The organism is Phosphitispora sp. TUW77 (assembly GCF_048453025.1).
Taxonomy (GTDB): Bacteria; Bacillota; Thermincolia; order Thermincolales; family UBA2595; genus Phosphitispora.
This window is the reverse complement of record NZ_CP156677.1, coordinates 2,825,622-2,846,032: the sequence shown is the minus strand read 5'-3', so window position 1 is coordinate 2,846,032 and position 20,411 is coordinate 2,825,622. Positions and strand designations below refer to the sequence as shown.

The 20,411-nt window shown below is 41.7% G+C and carries 17 protein-coding genes and 3 tRNA genes; all 20 read left to right on the top strand.

All coding sequences use genetic code 11. The features are described from left to right. Position 1 precedes the first annotated feature (1 nt). The 20 genes from ABFY19_RS13720 (at position 2) to ABFY19_RS13625 (ending at position 20,348) form a co-directional block, all read left to right on the top strand. Complete coding sequence (locus ABFY19_RS13720; protein ID WP_418791215.1) at positions 2-1,450, top strand: asparagine synthase-related protein; 1,449 nt, start codon at positions 2-4, stop codon at positions 1,448-1,450. Between the two features lie 152 nt (positions 1,451-1,602). Next, on the top strand, positions 1,603-1,887 hold the full coding sequence (gene rpsF, locus ABFY19_RS13715) for a 30S ribosomal protein S6 (protein WP_418791214.1): 285 nt from the start codon (positions 1,603-1,605) through the stop codon (positions 1,885-1,887). A gap of 50 nt (positions 1,888-1,937) precedes the next feature. Further along, on the top strand, positions 1,938-2,333 hold the full coding sequence (locus tag ABFY19_RS13710) for a single-stranded DNA-binding protein (RefSeq protein WP_418791213.1): 396 nt from the start codon (positions 1,938-1,940) through the stop codon (positions 2,331-2,333). Positions 2,334-2,381: 48 nt separating this feature from the next. After that, the gene (gene rpsR / locus ABFY19_RS13705; RefSeq protein ID WP_418791212.1) at positions 2,382-2,612 is read left to right on the top strand and encodes a 30S ribosomal protein S18; all 231 of its coding nucleotides are present in this window, start codon (positions 2,382-2,384) and stop codon (positions 2,610-2,612) included. 153 nt (positions 2,613-2,765) lie between these two features. Beyond that, positions 2,766-3,089 (top strand): MazG-like family protein, encoded by a 324-nt coding sequence (locus ABFY19_RS13700; protein ID WP_418791211.1) that lies wholly within the window; start codon positions 2,766-2,768, stop codon positions 3,087-3,089. Then, on the top strand, positions 3,090-4,046 hold the full coding sequence (locus ABFY19_RS13695; protein ID WP_418791210.1) for a YybS family protein: 957 nt from the start codon (positions 3,090-3,092) through the stop codon (positions 4,044-4,046). A 10-nt stretch (positions 4,047-4,056) separates the two neighbouring features. Further along, positions 4,057-4,503, top strand: coding sequence for a 50S ribosomal protein L9 (gene rplI, locus ABFY19_RS13690; RefSeq protein WP_418792612.1), 447 nt, complete (start codon positions 4,057-4,059; stop codon positions 4,501-4,503). Between the two features lie 41 nt (positions 4,504-4,544). Beyond that, positions 4,545-6,515, top strand: a complete 1,971-nt coding sequence (lonC, locus tag ABFY19_RS13685; RefSeq protein WP_418791209.1) for a Lon family ATP-dependent protease — start codon at positions 4,545-4,547, stop codon at positions 6,513-6,515. Positions 6,516-6,565: 50 nt separating this feature from the next. Next, a complete protein-coding gene (gene dnaB / locus ABFY19_RS13680; protein ID WP_418791208.1) occupies positions 6,566-7,906 on the top strand; it encodes a replicative DNA helicase in 1,341 nt (446 codons plus the stop codon). 241 nt (positions 7,907-8,147) lie between these two features. Further along, a complete protein-coding gene (locus ABFY19_RS13675) occupies positions 8,148-9,545 on the top strand; it encodes an NAD(P)/FAD-dependent oxidoreductase (RefSeq protein WP_418791207.1) in 1,398 nt (465 codons plus the stop codon). A gap of 53 nt (positions 9,546-9,598) precedes the next feature. Further along, a complete protein-coding gene (locus ABFY19_RS13670) occupies positions 9,599-10,882 on the top strand; it encodes an adenylosuccinate synthase (RefSeq protein WP_418791206.1) in 1,284 nt (427 codons plus the stop codon). A 179-nt stretch (positions 10,883-11,061) separates the two neighbouring features. Continuing rightward, positions 11,062-12,621: an anthranilate synthase component I gene (gene trpE / locus ABFY19_RS13665; protein WP_418791205.1), complete on the top strand. Its 1,560-nt coding sequence runs from the start codon at positions 11,062-11,064 to the stop codon at positions 12,619-12,621. Position 12,622: 1 nt separating this feature from the next. Beyond that, positions 12,623-13,483, top strand: coding sequence for an aminotransferase class IV (locus tag ABFY19_RS13660; protein ID WP_418791204.1), 861 nt, complete (start codon positions 12,623-12,625; stop codon positions 13,481-13,483). 154 nt (positions 13,484-13,637) lie between these two features. Further along, a complete protein-coding gene (locus ABFY19_RS13655; RefSeq protein WP_418791203.1) occupies positions 13,638-15,782 on the top strand; it encodes an AMP-binding protein in 2,145 nt (714 codons plus the stop codon). 443 nt (positions 15,783-16,225) lie between these two features. Beyond that, positions 16,226-16,301, top strand: a tRNA-Lys gene (locus ABFY19_RS13650). Positions 16,302-16,306: 5 nt separating this feature from the next. Further along, positions 16,307-16,382, top strand: a tRNA-Glu gene (locus tag ABFY19_RS13645). Between the two features lie 280 nt (positions 16,383-16,662). Further along, positions 16,663-16,738: transfer RNA gene (locus ABFY19_RS13640), tRNA-Gly, on the top strand. 50 nt (positions 16,739-16,788) lie between these two features. Then, positions 16,789-16,929, top strand: a complete 141-nt coding sequence (gene scfA / locus ABFY19_RS13635; protein WP_418791202.1) for a six-cysteine ranthipeptide SCIFF — start codon at positions 16,789-16,791, stop codon at positions 16,927-16,929. A gap of 106 nt (positions 16,930-17,035) precedes the next feature. Next, on the top strand, positions 17,036-18,430 hold the full coding sequence (gene scfB / locus ABFY19_RS13630) for a thioether cross-link-forming SCIFF peptide maturase (protein WP_418791201.1): 1,395 nt from the start codon (positions 17,036-17,038) through the stop codon (positions 18,428-18,430). Positions 18,431-18,671: 241 nt separating this feature from the next. Further along, positions 18,672-20,348 carry a peptidoglycan DD-metalloendopeptidase family protein gene (locus ABFY19_RS13625; RefSeq protein ID WP_418791200.1) on the top strand — a complete coding sequence of 559 codons (1,677 nt, stop codon included), beginning with the start codon at positions 18,672-18,674 and terminating at the stop codon, positions 20,346-20,348. Positions 20,349-20,411: the final 63 nt, after the last annotated feature.

Below are 20,411 nucleotides of genomic sequence, written 5' to 3'. Positions count from 1 at the left end.
TATGGCTGGAATAGTAGGATGCATTGGGAAAAAGGCAAATTCAGAAAGAGTAGAGCAAATGATTCAAGAAATAAAACACCGAGGGTTAAGCAATCCTATTATAAAAACATTGCCGGCAGCTTCTGTTGGGTTTATTGAAGTAAACCCTTGTGGAGTTGGTGGCGAGGCGCCCCCGTTTGTTTTTATTGATGGATCCCTGGTTTGCGATGACAATCAAGAGGGAGTTTCCGATGCGGATTATTTAAGAGAGAAATATATACAACATGGGAAAGACGTTTTTTCCAAAATCAGCGGAAGTTTTGCTTGTGTGATTATGGATGAAGAAGAATGTATTATTGCCCGGGACCATGTAGGGGCCAGGGGATTGATATATAATAAATCGCCGGAAAGTGAGCTGTTTTTTGCATCTGAAGCCAAGGCGCTCAAGCAGGTTACTGACAATGTTGAAGAATTACTTCCGGGACATTATTTTTCAACAAAAGAGGGGCTTAGACCGTTTGATGATTGTTCTGTTATCCTTCCTAAGTGGGATACTGCCAAAGAAGCTATTAGTATAGTGAGGGAACTGATTTTTAAGGCGGTGGAGCGGGCAGTTTCCAGCGGTAATTTTAAGGGGGTCGCTTTAAGTGGCGGTTTGGATAGTTCAATCATATTGGCTGTGGCCCATAAATTTGATAAAAACATTAAAGCTTTTACTGCAACAATAGCCGAAACCCCCGGTGAAGACCTGGAGTATGCAAAGTTATTAGCAGATTATCTTGGTGTGGAACACCATATATATAAAATAACCCAGGAAGATATTAAGAAAATCATTCCAAAGGCGGTTTGGCACTTAGAATCCTTTGATGAAGACTGTATTGTAGGCTTTATTGCAAATTATTATGCATCCCTTCTTGCTTCAAAACATGTAAACAGCATATTGGTGGGAGAAGGTTCAGATGAGCTTTTTGGCGGATATTTCAGGGAGTTCCATGACATTCCGGAGGTCGCTGAAAAAGAGAGAATTAGCAGAAAACTGGTTGATATATCATATAATACGGCACTTCGCAGGCTTGATCGGGGGTGGATGTCAAATAGCATTGAATACAATGCGCCTTTTTTAGACCCAGAGGTTGTTGCCATAAGTAAAGAAATTCCTATGGACCTTAAGGTTTATCAAGGAGATCTGCCGGTTGAGAAATGGATTCTCCGAGAAGCTTTTAGAGATATACTTCCCCAGGAAATAGCGAATCGTCCGAAATTAAGATTTGCCCGAGGTGTAGGAGTAGAAGACCAAGTAGATAAAGTAGTTCCGGATAACATAGGTGAAGAGGAGCTTAAGCAGACTCCTAAAAGCGCTGGAGGTATATCTCTAAAGTCTCCAAAAGAACTTTATTTTTATAAGCTTTTTCAGGAACAATTTCCTAAAGGATATGAAGGGCTGACGGCTCGTTGGGATCCCTTCAAATAAGGAATGAACACAGAAGGGACATTTGTAATTCTTGTCATCCTCTATCTAATGTGATATAATGATTCATCGAGGCCCCTAAGGTCTCGTTTTACAGCCCTGCTCCGCCGTCGTTATGGCGGGGCCGCTAGTCCACAGGGAGGAGGTGAATAGCTATGCGAGCTTATGAGGTATTGTATATTATTAAATCTTTGGAAGAGGAACAGACAGAAGCTGTTATTGAGAAATTTAAGGGTTTGATTGAAAATAATGGCGGAGAAGTTGCCAGTCTCGACAAATGGGGAAAACGCAAACTCGCATACGAAATCAAGCATAACCGGGAAGGGTATTATGTCTTGATGAAGTTTAACGGTGTTCCTGAAACCGCAGCAGAGCTAGATCGGGTTTTTCGCATTACAGACGATATTCTTAAGTTTATGATTATCCGCGAAGAAGAGTAATTTACGGATATTTGCAGATATCGAATGAACTGCCAAGGGGGTATTTTTTCGTGTTAAACCGTATTGTACTTATCGGAAGGTTAACAAAGGACCCCGAGTTGCGGTATACGCCAAATGGCAAGGCTGTTGCCGGTTTTACCCTGGCGGTGGATAGGCCTTTTAAAAACCAGCAGGGTGAGCGTGAGGCGGATTTTATAAATATAGTGGTCTGGGGTACTCAGGCAGAACACTGTGCTAACTATCTTGCAAAGGGCAAACTGGCAGCGGTAGATGGTCGGCTTCAGATTCGTTCGTATGATGGACAGGACGGGCAGCGCCGTTGGGTTACTGAAGTAGTAGCTGATACGGTACGCTTTTTAAGTCCTAAAGATAGTACGGCTAATCAGGCTGATTCAGGTATCATGGGTAAAGAAATTGATTTTTCCGATGACGACATACCGTTTTAAGAAACTTATTAATAATTAATTGTTACTTTTAACCTTAGGAGGGATAAAATGAAACGTGATCGGGGCAGAAGACCCAGGAAAAGGGTTTGTTCATTCTGTATAGATAAAGTTGAAGCTATTGACTATAAAGAAGGTGGAAAGCTAAAAAAATACGTTACAGAACGCGGAAAAATCTTGCCGCGACGTATTTCCGGAAATTGTGCCAAACATCAGCGCCAGCTTACAACAGCTATTAAAAGAGCGCGTCATATGGCTTTACTGCCATTTACTTCAGAATAAATAAACCTGAATTAAGGAGGGGAGCACTTGGTGCTCCCCTCCTAGACTATAGGGGTCGGAGTATTGGCTGGAATAAATTGATTCCGGATCTTTGAAGGAAAACCCTTATGGTTTGCAGAATAAATAGCTGGATATCAAAAAGGGGGTTAGAGTATGCCCTTAATTAATCAGGGAATTGATATTGCCAAAAATATCAGGATTATTGAATGGCTTAAAACAGAATTAGTGACCACTGTTGCTTCTTTGTTTAAAGCAATGATGAAAAATAGTCAGGAGTCAATTGAGGATGCTTTGGCAGATATGGTGATGACTGTTTATGTCATGGCACGCAGGCTGGGTGTAAGCTTTGCCCAGCTTGATATAAGAGTTGAAAGTAAAATAAGAAAAGCTATTAGGGAAAAACACGAATTAGAACATTGGCACGGGGACCTGACGGCATTGCTCAGGTACAGAGGTGACAAAAAAGAGGTGAAATAATTGACTGAGCAGCAAAAGCTGGGTTCGTTGGTAGAAGGATCCTTGATGGCTTTAATTACTGCCGTTGTTGGAACTCTTGCCATATGGTTTTTGCCGGTTAAGTTTCTTGTAGATTTTATCTGGGGAATTCCAATTATTATTATAACAAAAAAGTATAACCTAAGGACCGGACTCCTTACGCTCGGAGCAACTTTTTTTATTACGGCCTTAATTTCTGGGCCTGTAATGACCCTGCTTTTACTAATAGAATTGGCCCCTTTGGCAGCAGCATATGCCATATTATTTAAATATAAGAAATCACCCTGGACCATACTTGTGGTTGGAGTAGTTGTTGCGGTCATTTCAGATTTAATTACGGTGTTAGGTTACTTTTATTTTTTGGATATGCTTATTGTTCCTACTGAGAAGGAACTCGGGATGCTTGTTGAGCAATTTGTGTCACTATACACAGGTTTGGGGATTGATATTAATCAGGTACGGGATAAGGTTGAGGCGGCAATCAGGCTTGCCATTATGCTGATACCAAGTACTATGGCTATTGTGGCTGCTATCAGGGCGTTTATTACTTATATCGTTGCTGTCAGAGTGCTGCGCAGGTTAAATTACAAGATAGAAGGCTTGCCGTCCTTTAGCAGGTGGCAGATACCCTGGTATTCTGTCTGGGTCTTGATTTCCGGACTGGTAATGAGCCTTGCTGGAGATTATTACAAACTGGGTACGCTGGCAGCTATTGGAAAAAACATGGTATGTATTTCTGCTCCATTGTTTTTTATAATTGGAGTGTCGGTTGTTACGTATTTTTTTCAGAAATTGAAGGGCCCGAAATGGGTCAGGGTGTTATTTGTTATATTAGCTATTATAAATTTTAATGGAAGTCTGGTGTTGTTTACTCTCGTAGGATTATTTGATCCCCTGGTTTCATTCAGAAACTGGTGGCGAGAGCCAATGGATGAGTAAGGAGGTAATGATGAAGGTAATATTGCTTCAGGATGTTAAAAAAATGGGGTTAAAAGGAGATGTTGTTGAGGTTGCCGAGGGCTATGCCCGAAACTATTTGATGCCACGAAAACTTGCCGTGGAGGCTACCCAAGGTCATATGAATGATCTGCAGCAAAAAAAGGCCTCTGAGGTCAGAAAAAATGAAAAAAAGCTTGAATATGCAGAAAAACTTGCTGAAAGTTTAGGTGAACTGATAGTAAAAATTTCTGCTAAGGTTGGTGAAGGCGGCAGACTGTTTGGGTCAATAACCAGTAAGGATATTTGTGATGCTTTGAAGGCTCAACACAAAATCGATATAGATAAAAAGAAAATGGACTTGGATAGTCCTATTAAATCTCTCGGAGTGTTTCCCGTTACAGCTAAATTGCATCCACGGGTTCAGGCAAAAATTAATGTACATGTTGTGGAAAAATAACTGTAATAATTGCAGAAACAGGAAATGAAAGGGAGAACATTATGAAAAGTTTTTTAGATAAGTTTATTGCCCGGCACGATAAGCTTGAAATAGCCGAAAAGTTTACTGAGGAGGAACACCTAAAGCGACAGGTCAATGCTCTTTATTCCCTACTGACAAACATATATGGATCAGATAAGGTTGTCTTAAAGGCAGGCAAGCTGGAAGCCCTAAACTTGCTTCGTTCCGATTTATTTGAGGAGCGGGTGTTGGGTTTGCAGAAAATAGTATTTGAAGACCCGACAATTGAAAAAATTCCTACTATGGAGGAGATCCCCCAGATAATAGATGAAATTGAAGATGAAATAGCAGATATTATAGCTAGAAGGTCTGTTGAAGATAAGCTGGAGAAAAAAATTGCCGAAAAAATGCAGCAGCGTCATGACGAATATGTAAAAGAGATTAAGATGCAGATTATCAAGGAAAATTCAGGACCCGAAAATGCCCAGACCTTGAAAAAACTTGCAATTTTGGAAAAGTTGGAGCAAAAAAAGCTTTCCAGGTCTGCGATTGAAGCCCTTAGGCCTGATTCCTTTGAAGAACTGATCGGTCAAGACAGAGCAGTAAAGTCTCTGATGGCTAAACTGGCCTGTCCTTTTCCACAGCACATCATTCTTTATGGGCCTCCTGGGGTTGGTAAGACTACTGCGGCCCGTCTGGCATTAAAGGTTGCTAAAAAATTAAAGGGAACTTGTTTTGAAGAAGATGCGCCTTTTATAGAGGTTGATGGGACTACTTTGAGATGGGATCCAAGAGATGTGACCAATCCCCTCCTAGGTTCGGTGCATGACCCAATTTATCAGGGGGCTAGGCGGGACTTTGCTGAGACAGGTATACCTGAGCCAAAACCCGGTTTGGTAACAGATGCCCATGGAGGGGTCTTGTTTATTGATGAAATTGGGGAACTTGATGTTATTCTGCAGAACAAACTCTTAAAGGTGCTTGAAGACAAGAGGGTATCATTTGATTCTGCTTATTATGACCCCCATGATACAAATGTACCTTACTATATTAAAAAACTTTTTGAGGAAGGTGCTCCTGCAGATTTTATTCTTATTGGAGCCACCACCCGAGACCCATCGGAAATTAATCCTGCAATTCGTTCCCGTTGTGCGGAAGTATATTTTGAGCCGCTGACTCCTAAAGAGATAAAAGATATTATTATTAATGCAGCCGCTAAACTGAATGTTACTCTGGACAATTGTATCCCTGAAGCTATCAGTGAATATACCATAGAAGGCAGGAAGGCTGTCAATATCCTTGCTGAGGCTTATGGTCTGGCCCTGTATAAACGTCAGGGGACGGCAGATAGTAATGCCGAAGCAGTGCAAGCCGAATCAACTGTCGTTCGGATGGAAGATGTTCTTGAAGTGGCTCAGGTTGGCAGGTTGTCTCCCTATGTTACTATTAAGGGATTGCCGATCTGTGAGACTGGACGGATATTTGGCCTTGGAGTTGCCGGGTTTGTTGGTTCGGTACTTGAAATAGAAGCGGTGGTTTTTAGGGCGAAATCTGAGGGTAAAGGAACTATCAGATTTAATGATACTGCCGGAAGCATGGCAAAGGATTCGGTATTTAACGCGGCTTCGGTAATCCGGAGAATTTCCGGAGAAGATATCGAAAACTATGATATACATGTGAATGTCATTGGTGGAGGCCGTATCGACGGGCCATCTGCCGGAATTGCAATCACTGCGGCAATTTTAAGTGCACTGCAAAACAAACCGATTCACCAGGATGTTGCCGTAACCGGGGAGGTTTCGATACAGGGACGCGTGAAACCGGTTGGCGGAATTTTTGAAAAGATTTACGGGGCCAAGCAGGCGGGGATGAAAAAAGTAATAGTCCCTGGTGAGAACAGCAAGGATGTTCCGGCTGAACTAAAAGGAATAGAAATCATTCTTGCAGATACCGTTGATGATGCCCTGGCACAGCTATTTCAATATGAGGAACAACAGTCACTGGTTGTTTGATTGCCTTACCTGCCATAATAGAGTAGTTTTTCTTAAGGAGGTGGGCGAGGATGAGTATCCCTTTGGAAAAAATCCCACCACAGAACCTTGATGCCGAGCAGTCGGTATTAGGATCTATGCTTATAGATAAGGATGCCGTGGTAAAAGCTATTCAGATTTTAACTGCTGAAGATTTTTACCGTGATGCGAATGGACATATTTTTGAAGCTGCTGTAAACCTTTTTAACCGTAATGAAGCAGTTGACCTGATTACTCTGTCCGAAGAGCTTAAGCAGTCAGGCCTGCTTGACCAGGTTGGCGGGGTTTCCTATGTTGCCGGACTGGCTAATTTAGTGCCTACAGCAGCTAATGTTGAATACTATGCGCGAATAGTATTCGGAAAGAGCCTCTTGCGCAGGCTTATCAGTGTATCTACAAGAATTACCCAGATGGGCTACGAAGGCGAAGAGGATATAGAGGTACTGCTCGATAAAGCAGAACAGATGATTTTTGAACTGGCCCAGCGAAAAAGCCATTCGGGTTTTACCCACCTTAAGAATATCATTATGGAGACGTTTGAACGAATAGAAGTATTGCATCAGAATAAGGGTGGTATTACAGGTGTGCCCAGTGGGTTTGCTGATATAGACAGGCTGACGTCCGGTTTTCAACCTTCTGACTTGATAATCGTAGCTGCGAGGCCATCAATGGGAAAAACAGCGTTGTGTCTCAACATTGCCCAATACGCTGCCTTAAGAAAAGAACTTCCGGTTGCTGTGTTTAGCTTGGAGATGGCTAAAGAACAGCTTGTTACACGTATGCTTTGTGCTGAGGCAATGGTAGACCAGCAAAAAGTAAGGACCGGTCAACTGACCGATAAGGATTGGCAGCAATTGACCAGGGCAGCAGGGCCAATGTCCAGGGCTCCTCTGTTTATAGATGATACTCCGGGAATTACTGCAATGGAAATGCGGGCCAAATGCCGGAGATTGAAGGCAGAACATGGCCTGTCATTGATTGTTATTGACTATCTGCAGCTTATGCAGGGTCGGAAAAGAATTGAGAACAGGCAGCAGGAGATTTCCGAAATTTCGCGTGCTTTGAAAATGCTGGCCCGTGAAATTCAAGCCCCTGTTATTGCCTTGTCACAATTAAGCCGTGCCGTGGAACAGAGACAGGATAAAAGGCCAATGATGTCAGACTTGAGGGAAAGCGGTTCTCTGGAGCAGGATGCAGATATAGTAATGTTTATTTACCGGGATGAATATTATCATCCTGATGAATCTGATAAAAAAGGACAGGCAGAAATAATCATAGCCAAGCAGAGAAACGGCCCTGTAGGTTCTGCTGACCTTGGCTTCATGAAAGAGTACACAAAGTTTGTTAATTTAGATAAAAAGCATGGGGATTAAAACCATCTGATTTTTCAATTGAAAAAATTTTTGACAATAACGGCGTGCTTTGTTACAATATTATCGCTGGGAATTTTGTGTATGTTGTAAATACAATGTCTTTATTGAATTTGTTGTTAATTCTGGAGGGATAAACTGCAAATTACATTTTTTATACACTCATCAGTAATCTGTATGGGTTATTTTTATGTGCAGCAGGAGTTTTTATCAGGCTGAACGTCTGGGGATGGGAGGCGACTGGGTGAAGAAGAGCCGGGATTATGACGTAATTATTGTCGGCGCAGGGCCTGCCGGGATTTTCGCGGCATTGGAACTGCTAACCGCCAGGCCGGAGGCGAAAATTTTAATAATAGAGAAAGGAAAAGATATTAACCATAGGTCCTGTCCATCCAAGACATCGGGTGCTGGGTGTATTAACTGTTCCCCCTGTTCAATTTTATGCGGGTGGGGTGGCGCCGGAGCATTCAGTGACGGTAAAATTACTCTTTCCACACAGGTTGGCGGCATGCTGGCAAATTATATTGGGGAACAACAACTCGAAGAGTTGGTGTCATATATAGACAAAACATATGTTAAGTTTGGAGGTCCGGAAAAGGTTTACGGTTTGGCAGAGGAAGATGCCATTAAAGATATTGAACGTAAAGCTGCTTTTGCAGAATTAAAACTGATTCCTGCACCGGTACGCCATTTGGGTACGGGAAGATGTCAGGAGATTCTTGAAAGGATGAGGGACCATCTCTTGTCCAAGGGAATTGATATCAGAACAAGAATTGGTATAAAGAATCTGTTGGCGCAAGATAATGTAATTGAAGGGGTCGAGACTGAAGACGGGCAGGTAATCAGGGGTAAATATGTAATTGTAGCCCCTGGGCGTGAAGGCGCCGAATGGCTGACGAATCAGGCACAGCAGCATAAAATTAAGACTGCTGTGAACCCGGTGGATATTGGTGTAAGGGTGGAACTGCCGGCAGCTGTTATGGAACACTTGACCAAAGTAATATACGAATCTAAGTTGGTTTATTTTTCCAAATCGTTTGACGACAAGGTTCGTACTTTTTGCATGAATCCATATGGTGAAGTGGTTTCTGAAAACAACAGCGGCCTGATTACCGTTAACGGACACAGCCATGCCCATAAAAAAACAGAGAATACTAACTTTGCGCTTCTTGTTAGCAAGACATTTACAGAGCCGTTTAAGGACCCGATTTCTTACGGCAAGTATGTAGCCAGTCTTGCCAACCTTCTGGGTGGAGGTGTAATAGTCCAGCGGCTTGGAGATCTCATTAAGGGTCAGCGGACAAATGTCGATAGACTTAACAAATGCCTTGTGGAACCTACATTAAAGGATGCTACCCCAGGCGACTTAAGTCTGGTATTTCCTTATCGCCACCTGATGGGGATTGTTGAGATGCTTAAGGCCTTGGATTTGATTGCACCGGGTGTTTATTCAAAGCACACTTTGCTTTACGGGGTTGAGGTAAAATTTTATTCATCAAGGCTTGAACTTTCTGATGAACTGGAGACAAAAATAAAAAACCTTTTTGCTGCAGGTGACGGCGCAGGGGTTACCCGGGGTTTGGCCCAGGCTTCTGCTGCCGGAGTTGTCGCTGCAAGGGCAATTCTTAACAAAGAGGCCTGATAATAAATTCGCAAATATCTTGGAGGCATTAATAATTTGGAGGTGCTCGCATTATGCCATCAGTTGTGTTAATAGGAGGTCAGTGGGGGGATGAAGGTAAGGGAAAAGTAACTGATTTCCTTGCCGAAAAAGCAGATATAGTAGTTAGGTACCAGGGGGGTAATAATGCCGGTCACACTGTAGTGGTAGGGGAGGAGGAATTCAAACTTCACCTGATACCGTCAGGTATTTTATACCCGGACACTATCTGTGTAATTGGAAATGGCGTTGTCATTGACCCTGCTGTCCTTATTGCAGAGCTTGATTACCTGGCAGAAAAGGGTATTAGTACCGATAACCTTCTTATAAGTGAAAGGGCTCATATAATTATGCCCTATCATAAGAAGCTTGATGAGGTAACTGAGATAAGCAGGGGAACAGGTAAAATAGGCACTACTAAAAGGGGAATTGGTCCGGTATATATGGATAAGGCAGGCCGGATAGGTATCCGGTTTATTGATTTACTGGACAAAGATGTTTTTTCATCCCTTGTCAAAAACAATCTCGAAGAAAAGAACAAGCTTCTGGATCAAGTATATAACTCTGAATGTTTTAATGCGAATGCCATTATTGAAGAATATACGACATATGCGGACCGTTTAAGAAAATATGCAGCCGATACTTCCATCTTGATATATAATATGCTGCGGGCCGGGAAGAATGTCCTGTTTGAAGGGGCCCAGGGTACACTGTTAGACCTTGACCATGGGACATATCCCTTTGTAACATCTTCACATCCTATAGCAGGTGCAGCTTGCACAGGTGCCGGGGTAGGCCCCACAGAGATTAATAAGGTTCTTGGTATAATCAAAGCATATACTACCAGGGTCGGGGAAGGTCCATTTCCCACAGAACTTCAGAATGAAGCTGGACAACATTTGGCTAGAAAAGGTCATGAAGTTGGTACTACTACCGGACGCCCCCGGAGGTGTGGGTGGTTTGATGCGGTAATTTCCAGGTATACAGCCCGGATTAATGGATTAACTAATATGGCAGTCACTAAACTTGATGTGCTGACAGGCTTAGAGACCCTCAAGATATGTATAGGTTATAAAAGGGGAAATGAGGTTATTAGCGATTTCCCGGCAAGCCTTAAGGTTTTAGCTGAATGTGAACCGGTATATGAAGAAATGCCAGGATGGACGGAAGATATAACAAAAATAACTGCTTTTGATGAACTGCCGAAAGGTGCTCAGAACTATCTTAATAGGCTCAATCAGCTTACAGGTGTGCCTATTTCAATAATTGGAGTAGGTTCCCGCAGGTCCCAGACTTTAATAATTGATAACCTTTTTTAGTATTGACACCGGAAAAACAATCTGTTAGCATTGAAGAAACAAAAATATACTATTTAGATTACTTCGGTATGTTCTGGTCCGTCTGATTTTAACAAATAAGTTCAGCGGGCATCCCACCGGATAGGTTTAACCTGTTAACCTATTCGGTTTTTTTATTAACTAAATATGGGGGGATGAAAATGTTTGTTCCAAAAAAAGTGGAGTACAGCACTTATTGCCGGGAAGGATGCAGGGTTCCGGTGATGACTGAGATTCCATTAGCAGGGGATACACCTGTAACGGTGATAGAAAAATTAGGGTTGATTGGGACACCCATTTGCTTGCTGGAAAGCGGTAAAGGTAGTGAAAACCTGGCTAGATATTCATTTCTTGGGTTTGAACCCCACTGTATTTTTAAGAGTTATGGATACACGGTAGAAATTTCCCGGAACGGATCAAAATATTCTTTAACGGGTAACCCTTATGCAGAGTTGCAGAAACTAGTTGATTCATATCAGGGCCTGAGGTTTGCGGGCCTGCCAAAATTCTGGGGAGGGGCTATGGGTTATTTCAGTTATGATATGGGAAGATTTTTTGAAAAGCTTCCAGAGTTGTCAACTGATGACCTGCAGGTCCCTGATTCATATTTTATGTTTTTTGATAAAGTTATTTGTTTTGACCATTTGAAAAAAACTATGAAGATTATTGTTATTTCTGACCCGGAAAGTACTTCTGACCCAGAACGGGCGTATTGGGAGACACGCAAGGAAATCAACCGAATTGTACAGGCAATTAAAAATGGGAACCCGGGAGAGGAAATAGTGATTGCACATCACGGCAGCGGGTTGCAGAATCGGTTTGAACCTCACTGTAATGTAACCAAGGAGCAGTTTGAAGATATGGTGAAAAAGACCAAAGAGTATATCAAAGCAGGGGATATATTCCAGGCAAATCTGTCCCTTAGGTTAGGAAAAGATACATCTGTTGAGCCATTTTTCCTTTATAAGGTGCTCCGCCAGATAAACCCGTCCCCGTACATGTCCTTTATAGATTTTGGTGATTTACATATCGTAAGCTCGTCACCTGAACTTCTGGTACGTCTTGCGGGCGACATGGCTGAGACCAGGCCCATTGCCGGCACCCGAAAACGCGGGAACAGCAGGGAAGAGGACCTGGCTTTGGCACAGGAGCTTGTTTCTGATGAAAAAGAACGGGCGGAACATATAATGTTGGTTGACTTGGAGAGAAATGATTTAGGCAGGGTTTGCCGTTATGGTACTGTTGAAGTTAATGAGTTAATGGTTATTGAGGAATATTCGCATGTTATGCATATTGTGTCAAATGTGAGGGGCCGGTTGGCTGAAAATAAGGACCGGTTTGACCTTTTCAGGGCCTGTTTCCCTGGAGGGACAATTACTGGAGCACCAAAAATTCGTTCTATGGAAATCATCGAAGAACTTGAACCTACCCGCCGGGGTCCTTATACCGGTTCCATAGGGTTTTTCGGGTATGCCGGGGAATTTGAAATGAATATTGTGATTCGTACTATTATGATGCAGAATGGCTGGGCATATGTTCAGGCAGGAGCTGGAATCGTAGCTGACTCTATTCCCGAACGGGAATACTTTGAATCCATGAAAAAAGCAGAGGCACTTTTGAGAGCCTTGGAGGTGGCTGAGGAGATAGCCGAGGAAGCAGCCGGAGATATGCTCCCAGAACAAACCAATGATGAAGTAATACAAGCTGCCGGGGGAAAATAATATGGCAAATTGGGTGTACCTAAATGGTGAATTTATTTCCTCGGAAGATGCCAAGATATCTGTTTTTGACCACGGCTTCCTTTACGGTGATGGCATTTTTGAGACAATGAGGTCATATAATGGCATAATTTTTATGCTTTCTGAACACTTGGACAGGCTGTACAGGTCAGCAGAAGAACTGGAGCTAAATATCCCGTGGTCTAGGGAAGAACTTACAAAAGCGCTTAGCAGGCTGATATCATTGAATGGGGATAACCAATATATCCGTATGTCAATTACCAGAGGGCCGGGGCCGGTGGGCATTGATCCCCGCCTTTGTCCTAAGCCGACGATAGTAGCTTTTTCTAAAGAGATCAACATAGATGAGCGCCTATACAGGAAAGGGGCTGCAGCAGTATTTGTTAAGACCCCGCGGAATTTAGCGCTGGCTGCGAGACCGGATATCAAGTCTTTGAATTTCCTAAATAATATCCTGGCCAAACAGGAGGTAACCGGCTCTGGGGCTGATGAAGGGTTTATGTTGAATTATAAGGGCCAGGTAACTGAAGGCACTGTAAGTAATATTTTTATGATAAGGGACAAATGCGTGTTCACCCCATCACCGGCATGTGGATTGCTTCAGGGTATTGCCAGGATGAAGGTTATGGAAATAGCACGTGAAATTGGTCACCGGGTAGAAGAAACGATTATTACTCCAGAAGATTTTATAAATGCGGATGAGGTTTTTTATACCAATTCAGGTTCAGAAATAATTCCCGTTGTTATATTGGATGGCAGGCGGGTAGGAGACGGAAATCCAGGGAAAATCACTCTTGAGTTACTAAAGCGCTACAGGGTTTATGCTTATAATGTCAGAGGGTAATTTTTTGAAGGAAAAAATAGAAAGGAGTGTTGTTCACTACTATTTAAACAAGTAGTTTTGCGACACTCCATTTTTGTTAGTGAGAAAGGCAACTAAAACCACAAGGAACTTTCCGGGTTAAAGCAGAATAAAATTTACAGGGTGGTGATAAAGCATGAAAAGCGCAGCGAAACTTTTGCTAAAAAATATTATAGCTTTGTTGTTTCGGGTTAAAACCCTTAATTTCGAAAAACTTAAAATGGAAGGCAAGGTTATAATCACTCCAAATCACCCGTCTTTCCTTGACGGAATACTGCTTTATCTATTTCTTCCCAAATCAGCTGTTTATGTTATTAACACTGATATTGCCCGAAGATTTTCTTTTACCCTCAGATTTATAAATCACCTTACTATTGATCCACTAAATCCTTATGCAATGAAGCAGATTATTAATTTGGTAAATAGAGAAATCCCTGTGGTGCTTTTTCCTGAAGGGCGTATCAGTACTACAAAAGGTTTAATGAAAATTTATGAAGGAATAGGTTATGTCGCCTTGAAGACGGGTGCGGTAATATACCCGCTGATTATTAATGGCCCCGAATATTCACGGTTTTCAAAAATAACGGATAAAGTAAAGTGCAAGTGTTTCCCCTCGGTTAGCTTATATGTGGATGACCCTGTGCGGTTTGAATTTAATGAGGGCAGCAGCCTTCAACAACAAAAACATGAAATCAGCAGCAGGATGTTGAGTATTATGCAGCAGGCTGTTTTTAAAAGCCGGTTTAAGGAAGGCGGAAACCTTTTTGATGAACTCCTTGGGGCAGCCCGTAAACACGGCTGGAACACGTGTATAGTTGAAGATATTAATAAAAGGATGTCATACCGGAATCTGGTTCTGATAACATATATACTGGGCAGGAAATTTAAAAAAATATTGAATGATTCCGAAGAGACTATCGGAGTTATTTTGCCAAGTGCAGTGGCTCACGTTACGACCCTGTTTGCTTTATCTTACCTTAATAAGACTCCGGCAATTATAAACTTTTCAGCAGGTCCCAAAAATGTTGCTGACTGTATACAGACAACCGGTATTAAAACTGTATTGTCTTCAAAAGAATTTGTTTCTAAAGGGGGCTTTGAAGGTTTAATAAATTCACTGGAAAAGCAATGTAAAATTATTTACCTGGAAGATGTTGCATCAACCATAGGCCTTACTGACAAAATTTCTGGTATATTCAATCTTTTATCTGGAAAGAAAAGAAATAATGCGGAAAAACACCGCCTCATTTTGTTTACTTCAGGCAGTGAAAGTAAGCCTAAAGGAGTTATCCTTAAACACAGTAATATATTAGCAAATGTTCATCAAATATTAAGTGTTATAGATTTACATAGTAAAGACAAAATAATGAATTTTCTGCCAATGTTTCATGCTTTTGGGCTTACAGCGGGAGTGTTCTTGCCTATCTTGTCAGGGGTTCCAGCCTTTCTTTATCCATCCCCGCTTCATTATAAAATAATTCCTGAGATGATCTATAGCACTAATTCAACAATAATTTTCGGAACCTCGTCATTCCTTGATTCTTATGGTAAATATGCCCGTCCATATGACTTCTACTCTATCAGATATGCTTTCGCAGGAGCTGAAAAATTAAAAGAAGATGTCAGGAGACTTTGGCAGGAGAAGTTTGGCATTAGAATAATGGAAGGATATGGTTGTACGGAAACTGCTCCGGTATTATCATTGAATACACCGCATTTTTATTGTAAAGGGACTGTTGGCAGGTTTCTTCCCGGAATAGAGTATCGTGTGGACGCTGTAGAAGGCATAAATGACGGGGGGAAACTTCTGGTAAAGGGTCCGAATGTTATGGAAGGCTATATCTTATACGATCAGGGATATGTTCCGGCTGAAGAGTGGTATGATACCGGTGATGTGGTAACAGTTGATGACAAGGGGTATATTACTATAAAGTCCCGCCTAAAAAGGTTTGCCAAAATTAGCGGAGAAATGGTTGGCTTGAACCTTATTGAAGAATTGGCAGAGAAGTGTTTTGGCCCTGAAGGAAAGTATGCGGCGATCACTGTTCCGGATTCCGGAAAAGGTGAGAAGGTCATTCTTTTTGTTACCGGGAAAACCGGTGCTCTCCAGGAAATGAGAGATTATCTGGTAATTGAAGGATACAGCATGCTCTGGTGTCCGTCAAAAATTGTTTCTGTTAATGAGCTGCCGCTTTTAGGCAGCGGAAAAATTGATTATGTTACCCTTAAGAAGAATGCCATACAAGGGCTATTGGGTTGTAATGCAGGCTCTCGGAAATGACCATAGGTTAATCTGATAAGGCATTGCACCGATTTTCTGCTTCGGCATCGGAGGATTCTAACTTTGTTCCTGGCGAAGCCATGGACTAAACCGCCAATTCGGCATCGTGCCTCAATGGCGGCTCCACCATCCGTGGTTCCGGTCCATGACTTCGCTTAGCGGAGACTTCGGTAAGAATCCTCTCGATGCCTTCGCAAGTAAAATCTTGTGCAATACCTTACCAGATTCCACGGTCATATCCGCAGCCTATACTGAGGAGGAAAAAACAAAAAGTCTAAGGCACAAAGCTTTGAACAGAAAGCATCTCTAATTTCTGAGAGCGTACATTAGTGGAAAAGGAGGAACACAGTAAAAATTCTTAAAAACCGGTTGACAAGATATTGGGTTTGTAGTAACATATGTATCTGTGAGACGCAATTTTTGGCTCACATCCAGCAGATTGCGAGCCATTAGCTCAGTTGGTAGAGCACCTGACTTTTAATCAGGGTGTCGCTGGTTCGAGTCCAGCATGGCTCACCACTTATGGCCCCTTGGTCAAGCGGTTTAAGACACCGCCCTTTCACGGCGGTAACACGGGTTCGAATCCCGTAGGGGTCACCACTATGTAAATTGATAAATTAACATATAGTTTAACGGGATTCTCACCCTATGGGTTCACCCGCAAGGGGTGCGCCGCTCAACTAAGGCAGCAGAGCTGCCAAGTTTCGCGCAGCGAATCCCGTGGGGGTTACCACTATGTAAATTGAAGGGCTGTTGATATTTCAGCAGCTCTTTTGAATGTTAAGATTACTGCAATTAACTATTTGACTAATAATTCCTAAAGTCGTATAATATGTTTTACGGGAAAGATAAAAATTCACATAGTTATGCGTGTTTTTATGCGGATGTAGCTCAATTGGTAGAGTATCGGCTTCCCAAGCCGAGGGTTGCGGGTTCGAGCCCCGTCATCCGCTCCATTTGTGTTTTTTAGTTTATTATATAATCCATACATAGGAGGCAGTTAAACATGGGTAAACATATCAAAACAGTAAACAAAATGAATCTTCAGGAAACAGTTAAAAAGGGTGCTTGTGGTGAATGCCAGGCTTCTTGTCAGTCGGCCTGCAAGACATCATGTACAGTTGGCAATCAGGTGTGCGCTAAATAGTAAACGAAAAAAATGTGTTAAATAACAAAAGCATTATTGACCTGATCCTTACGGATGAGGTTAATTTTTTGGCATATAGGAAACATTTTGATGGGGGAAAGCCGTAATGATAAAACTTAAACAGGTAAATCAAAAGAAGCCTGGGCAGATACACAAATTTGAGCTTTTTGGCGCCAAAATAGTACTTGATGTTAACAGTGGAGCAGTACATGTAATTGATTCCCTTGCCTGGGATATAATAGATGATTTTCCGTTTATGAAACCTAAGGAAATTGGCGATAAGTATTCCAACAAGTATCAGGCTGCAGATGTTGCGGAGGTACTGGAAGAGCTCTCTGTTTTAGTGGAAGAGGGTATGTTATATTCTGAAGATACATACAGTGCTGATCCACTTCAGGATGACCGTCTGCCGATAGTCAAGTCATTGTGTTTGAATGTTTCTCATGATTGTAACCTGAGATGCCGGTATTGTTTTGCCGGGAGTGGGAATTTTGGGGGAGAACGGCTCTTGATGCCTGTGGAAACAGGTTGCAGGGCGATTGACTTTTTACTGGAGAGTTCGGCAGGACGTAAACACTGTGAAGTTGATTTTTTCGGTGGCGAGCCTTTAATGAATATAGGAGTGGTTGAAAAAATTACAGCCTATGGAAACAGCAAGGCTGCTCTTAAAGGTAAGGAGATAAAGTTTACCTTGACTACCAATGCGGTTGGCCTGAACAATGAAATCGCTGAATTTTTAAACCGGGAGAATATTAGTGTCGTCCTGAGCCTGGATGGCAGGCCTGAAATTAATGACTACATGAGGGTTAACCCAGCGGGTAGGGGCAGTTATGATAAGATAAAACCCAACATCACTAAGTTTATTAACAGCAGAAATAATGAGAATTATATAGTTAGAGGAACTTATACCGGTAATAATTTGAATTTTTCCAATGATGCTCTTCATCTAGCGGACTTAGGATATAAGTTTGTTTCCGTCGAACCTGTTGTAAGTCTGTCGTCAGATGAATGGGCAATAAAAGAAGAAGACCTTCCCGAGGTTTTTAAGGCTTATGAGACTTTGTGTAAAGAGTTTGTGGTTAGGTTGAATACAGATAAAGAATTTGAGTTTTTTCATTTTAATCTGGATCTAAATAAAGGCCCGTGCCTGCCTAAGAGGCTATCGGGGTGCGGTGCCGGATATAGTTATATGGCAGTTTCGCCGGAAGGCAATCTTTACCCCTGTCATCAGTTTGTGGGAAAAGAAAACTATCTGATTGGTAATGTTATTGATGGAATAAAAAATTTTGATATAGTGAACCAATTCAGGGATGCCCATGTATATAATAAGGAAAAATGCAATTCCTGTTGGGCCCGGTTTCACTGCGGCGGAGGCTGTCATGCCAATGCCGAACATATCAATGGGAGCATAATGGAACCATATTACATTGGATGTGAACTGGAAAAAAAGAGGCTTGAATATGCCATTTATATTCAAGCACTTAAATCGGGATTTTGCTGAGATAGCTTTGAATAACTTGTTTTTTCTGGCATAACCGGCCTGATGGGCCGGCCATACATTTTGTCGAAAACTTACTGTTTACGGTAAACGCTTCCTATGGTATAATTATAACGGTTTATTTCATGAAACTTGTCGATAATTTGCTTAGTAAGAATATAATTAAATATTATTCGATAAAAGGACATCCAATTAGAAGAATGTCCTTTTTCCAGCAAAGGGATTTGTTCAGAAAGGAGCGAGCATGAGGTCAAACAACATTAAAATTGCAGCATTGTTTGATGTGGTAAAGAATGGTATCAATGCCACCCTTAAAAAACTCAATTCTAGAAAAATTCCGTCATCTTACACCTTGAAACGATTTCTTCACTCCAATAACGCTAAAACGCTTAAACAGAAATATCTGAAGCTAAAGAAAAGCAGAAGTGTTGTTGTTCAAAACAATCCACAGGAAACCACCGTTCTATTAGAGGGAATGACGAAAAATAGACTGTTGAAAAGTAAATTGTTATTGTTTATTTCTGGCTTAAAGCCAACTAAATTTCCCACTGAGAATTATTTGAATAACATAGCACATTTTTTTACTAACATAAAGGGTTCTAATGTTAAACTTGCAATTATTACTGTAGTTGTTTTGATGTTAGGCGGAGTATTTTCCTATGAATTATCTTCTGTCCCGGCATATGCGGTATTCATTGATGGTAAAACCATATCATATGTCAGTGATAAGTCTGATGTCCAAAACATATTGTCATTGATAAAAAAAGAGAAAATTGCTGAGTGGAAACGCAGGGTAGATATTACCCAGACAGTGACTTTTAAGAGTACTCAGGCGAAAAGATATCAGGTAGAAGATGCGGAAGAATTAAAAAAGGTCTTTGACCAGAAATTAAATTTTGTAGCGGTAGCAACTGCTATTGAGGCAGATGGTGAAATAATAGCCGTTGTTAATGATGCAAAAGTTGCTGAAGAAATATTGCAAGAGCTTAAGAGCTCATCTTCTGACAATGAAGTTAAAGTAGAGGATGTTGGGTTCAAGGAAAAAATTCAGATGGTTAACGTGCCTATATCTCTTAGGGAAGTATTATCTAAAGATAAAGCTCTGCAGCTTATAAAAGAAGGCAAAGAAGAAAAAAAGGTGCATATTGTTGAAGAAGGCGATTCTTTATGGACAATCGCCCGGAAAAACGATACCCATGTGGAAGACCTCTTAAAAGCTAATCCGTCTCTTAAAGGAGAACATCTTGACATAGGTCAAGAGTTAAATCTTGTAGCTATTGAGCCTTTAATAAATGTTCAAACTACCGGGGAAATAACGTTAGAGGAAACTGTTCCCTATAAAGTTGTTGTAGAAACCAACAAAAATTTGTGGAGAGGGTCACAGGAGGTCAAAACTAAGGGGGAAAACGGATTAAAGGAAGTAACCTATAAGGTTGTAATGATAAATAGTAACATTGTTTCCAAAGAGGTTCTTAATGAAAAGGTATTAAAGGAAGCAACAGATAAGGTAGTCGTTAAAGGATCCAGAGTTGTTGTCGCTTCTCGTGGTGGGAGCGGCTTGCTGGGGTGGCCTATCAGGGGTCAGATCACTTCTCGTTTTGGAAAGCGGGGCAGAGAATTTCATACCGGTCTTGACATTAACGGAACAACCGGTCAGCCTATTGGTGCTGCTGAGGCTGGCAAAGTAACTGCAACCGGGTGGTACGGAGGCTATGGAAGGATGGTTACCATAAATCACGGTAATGGCCTGGTGACCAAATATGCTCATCTTTCTCGTATCAAGGTTTCTGTAGGCCAGCATGTTGAGAGGGGAGACCTGATTGGATTATGTGGGTCAACAGGACGGAGTACTGGGTCCCACTTGCACTTTGAAGTTATCATTGATGGAAATTTTAAAAATCCCTTGAACTACTTAAAATAAGAATGTTTGTTTTGAGCCTTATGGATAAAAAATCCATGGGGCTTTTATTCTCGGACAACCTCC

Bases quoted from the DNA above. Each gene is read 5' to 3' on its own strand.
- lonC (WP_418791209.1), top strand. From the start codon at position 4,545: ATGAAAAGTTTTTTAGATAAGTTTATTGCCCGGCACGATAAGCTTGAA.
- scfA (WP_418791202.1), top strand. From the start codon at position 16,789: ATGGGTAAACATATCAAAACAGTAAACAAAATGAATCTTCAGGAAACA.
- scfB (WP_418791201.1), top strand. From the start codon at position 17,036: ATGATAAAACTTAAACAGGTAAATCAAAAGAAGCCTGGGCAGATACAC.
- dnaB (WP_418791208.1), top strand. From the start codon at position 6,566: ATGAGTATCCCTTTGGAAAAAATCCCACCACAGAACCTTGATGCCGAG.
- trpE (WP_418791205.1), top strand. From the start codon at position 11,062: ATGTTTGTTCCAAAAAAAGTGGAGTACAGCACTTATTGCCGGGAAGGA.
- ABFY19_RS13625 (WP_418791200.1), top strand. From the start codon at position 18,672: ATGAGGTCAAACAACATTAAAATTGCAGCATTGTTTGATGTGGTAAAG.
- ABFY19_RS13700 (WP_418791211.1), top strand. From the start codon at position 2,766: ATGCCCTTAATTAATCAGGGAATTGATATTGCCAAAAATATCAGGATT.
- ABFY19_RS13720 (WP_418791215.1), top strand. From the start codon at position 2: ATGGCTGGAATAGTAGGATGCATTGGGAAAAAGGCAAATTCAGAAAGA.
- ABFY19_RS13655 (WP_418791203.1), top strand. From the start codon at position 13,638: ATGAAAAGCGCAGCGAAACTTTTGCTAAAAAATATTATAGCTTTGTTG.
- ABFY19_RS13660 (WP_418791204.1), top strand. From the start codon at position 12,623: ATGGCAAATTGGGTGTACCTAAATGGTGAATTTATTTCCTCGGAAGAT.
- ABFY19_RS13670 (WP_418791206.1), top strand. From the start codon at position 9,599: ATGCCATCAGTTGTGTTAATAGGAGGTCAGTGGGGGGATGAAGGTAAG.
- rpsR (WP_418791212.1), top strand. From the start codon at position 2,382: ATGAAACGTGATCGGGGCAGAAGACCCAGGAAAAGGGTTTGTTCATTC.
- rplI (WP_418792612.1), top strand. From the start codon at position 4,057: ATGAAGGTAATATTGCTTCAGGATGTTAAAAAAATGGGGTTAAAAGGA.
- rpsF (WP_418791214.1), top strand. From the start codon at position 1,603: ATGCGAGCTTATGAGGTATTGTATATTATTAAATCTTTGGAAGAGGAA.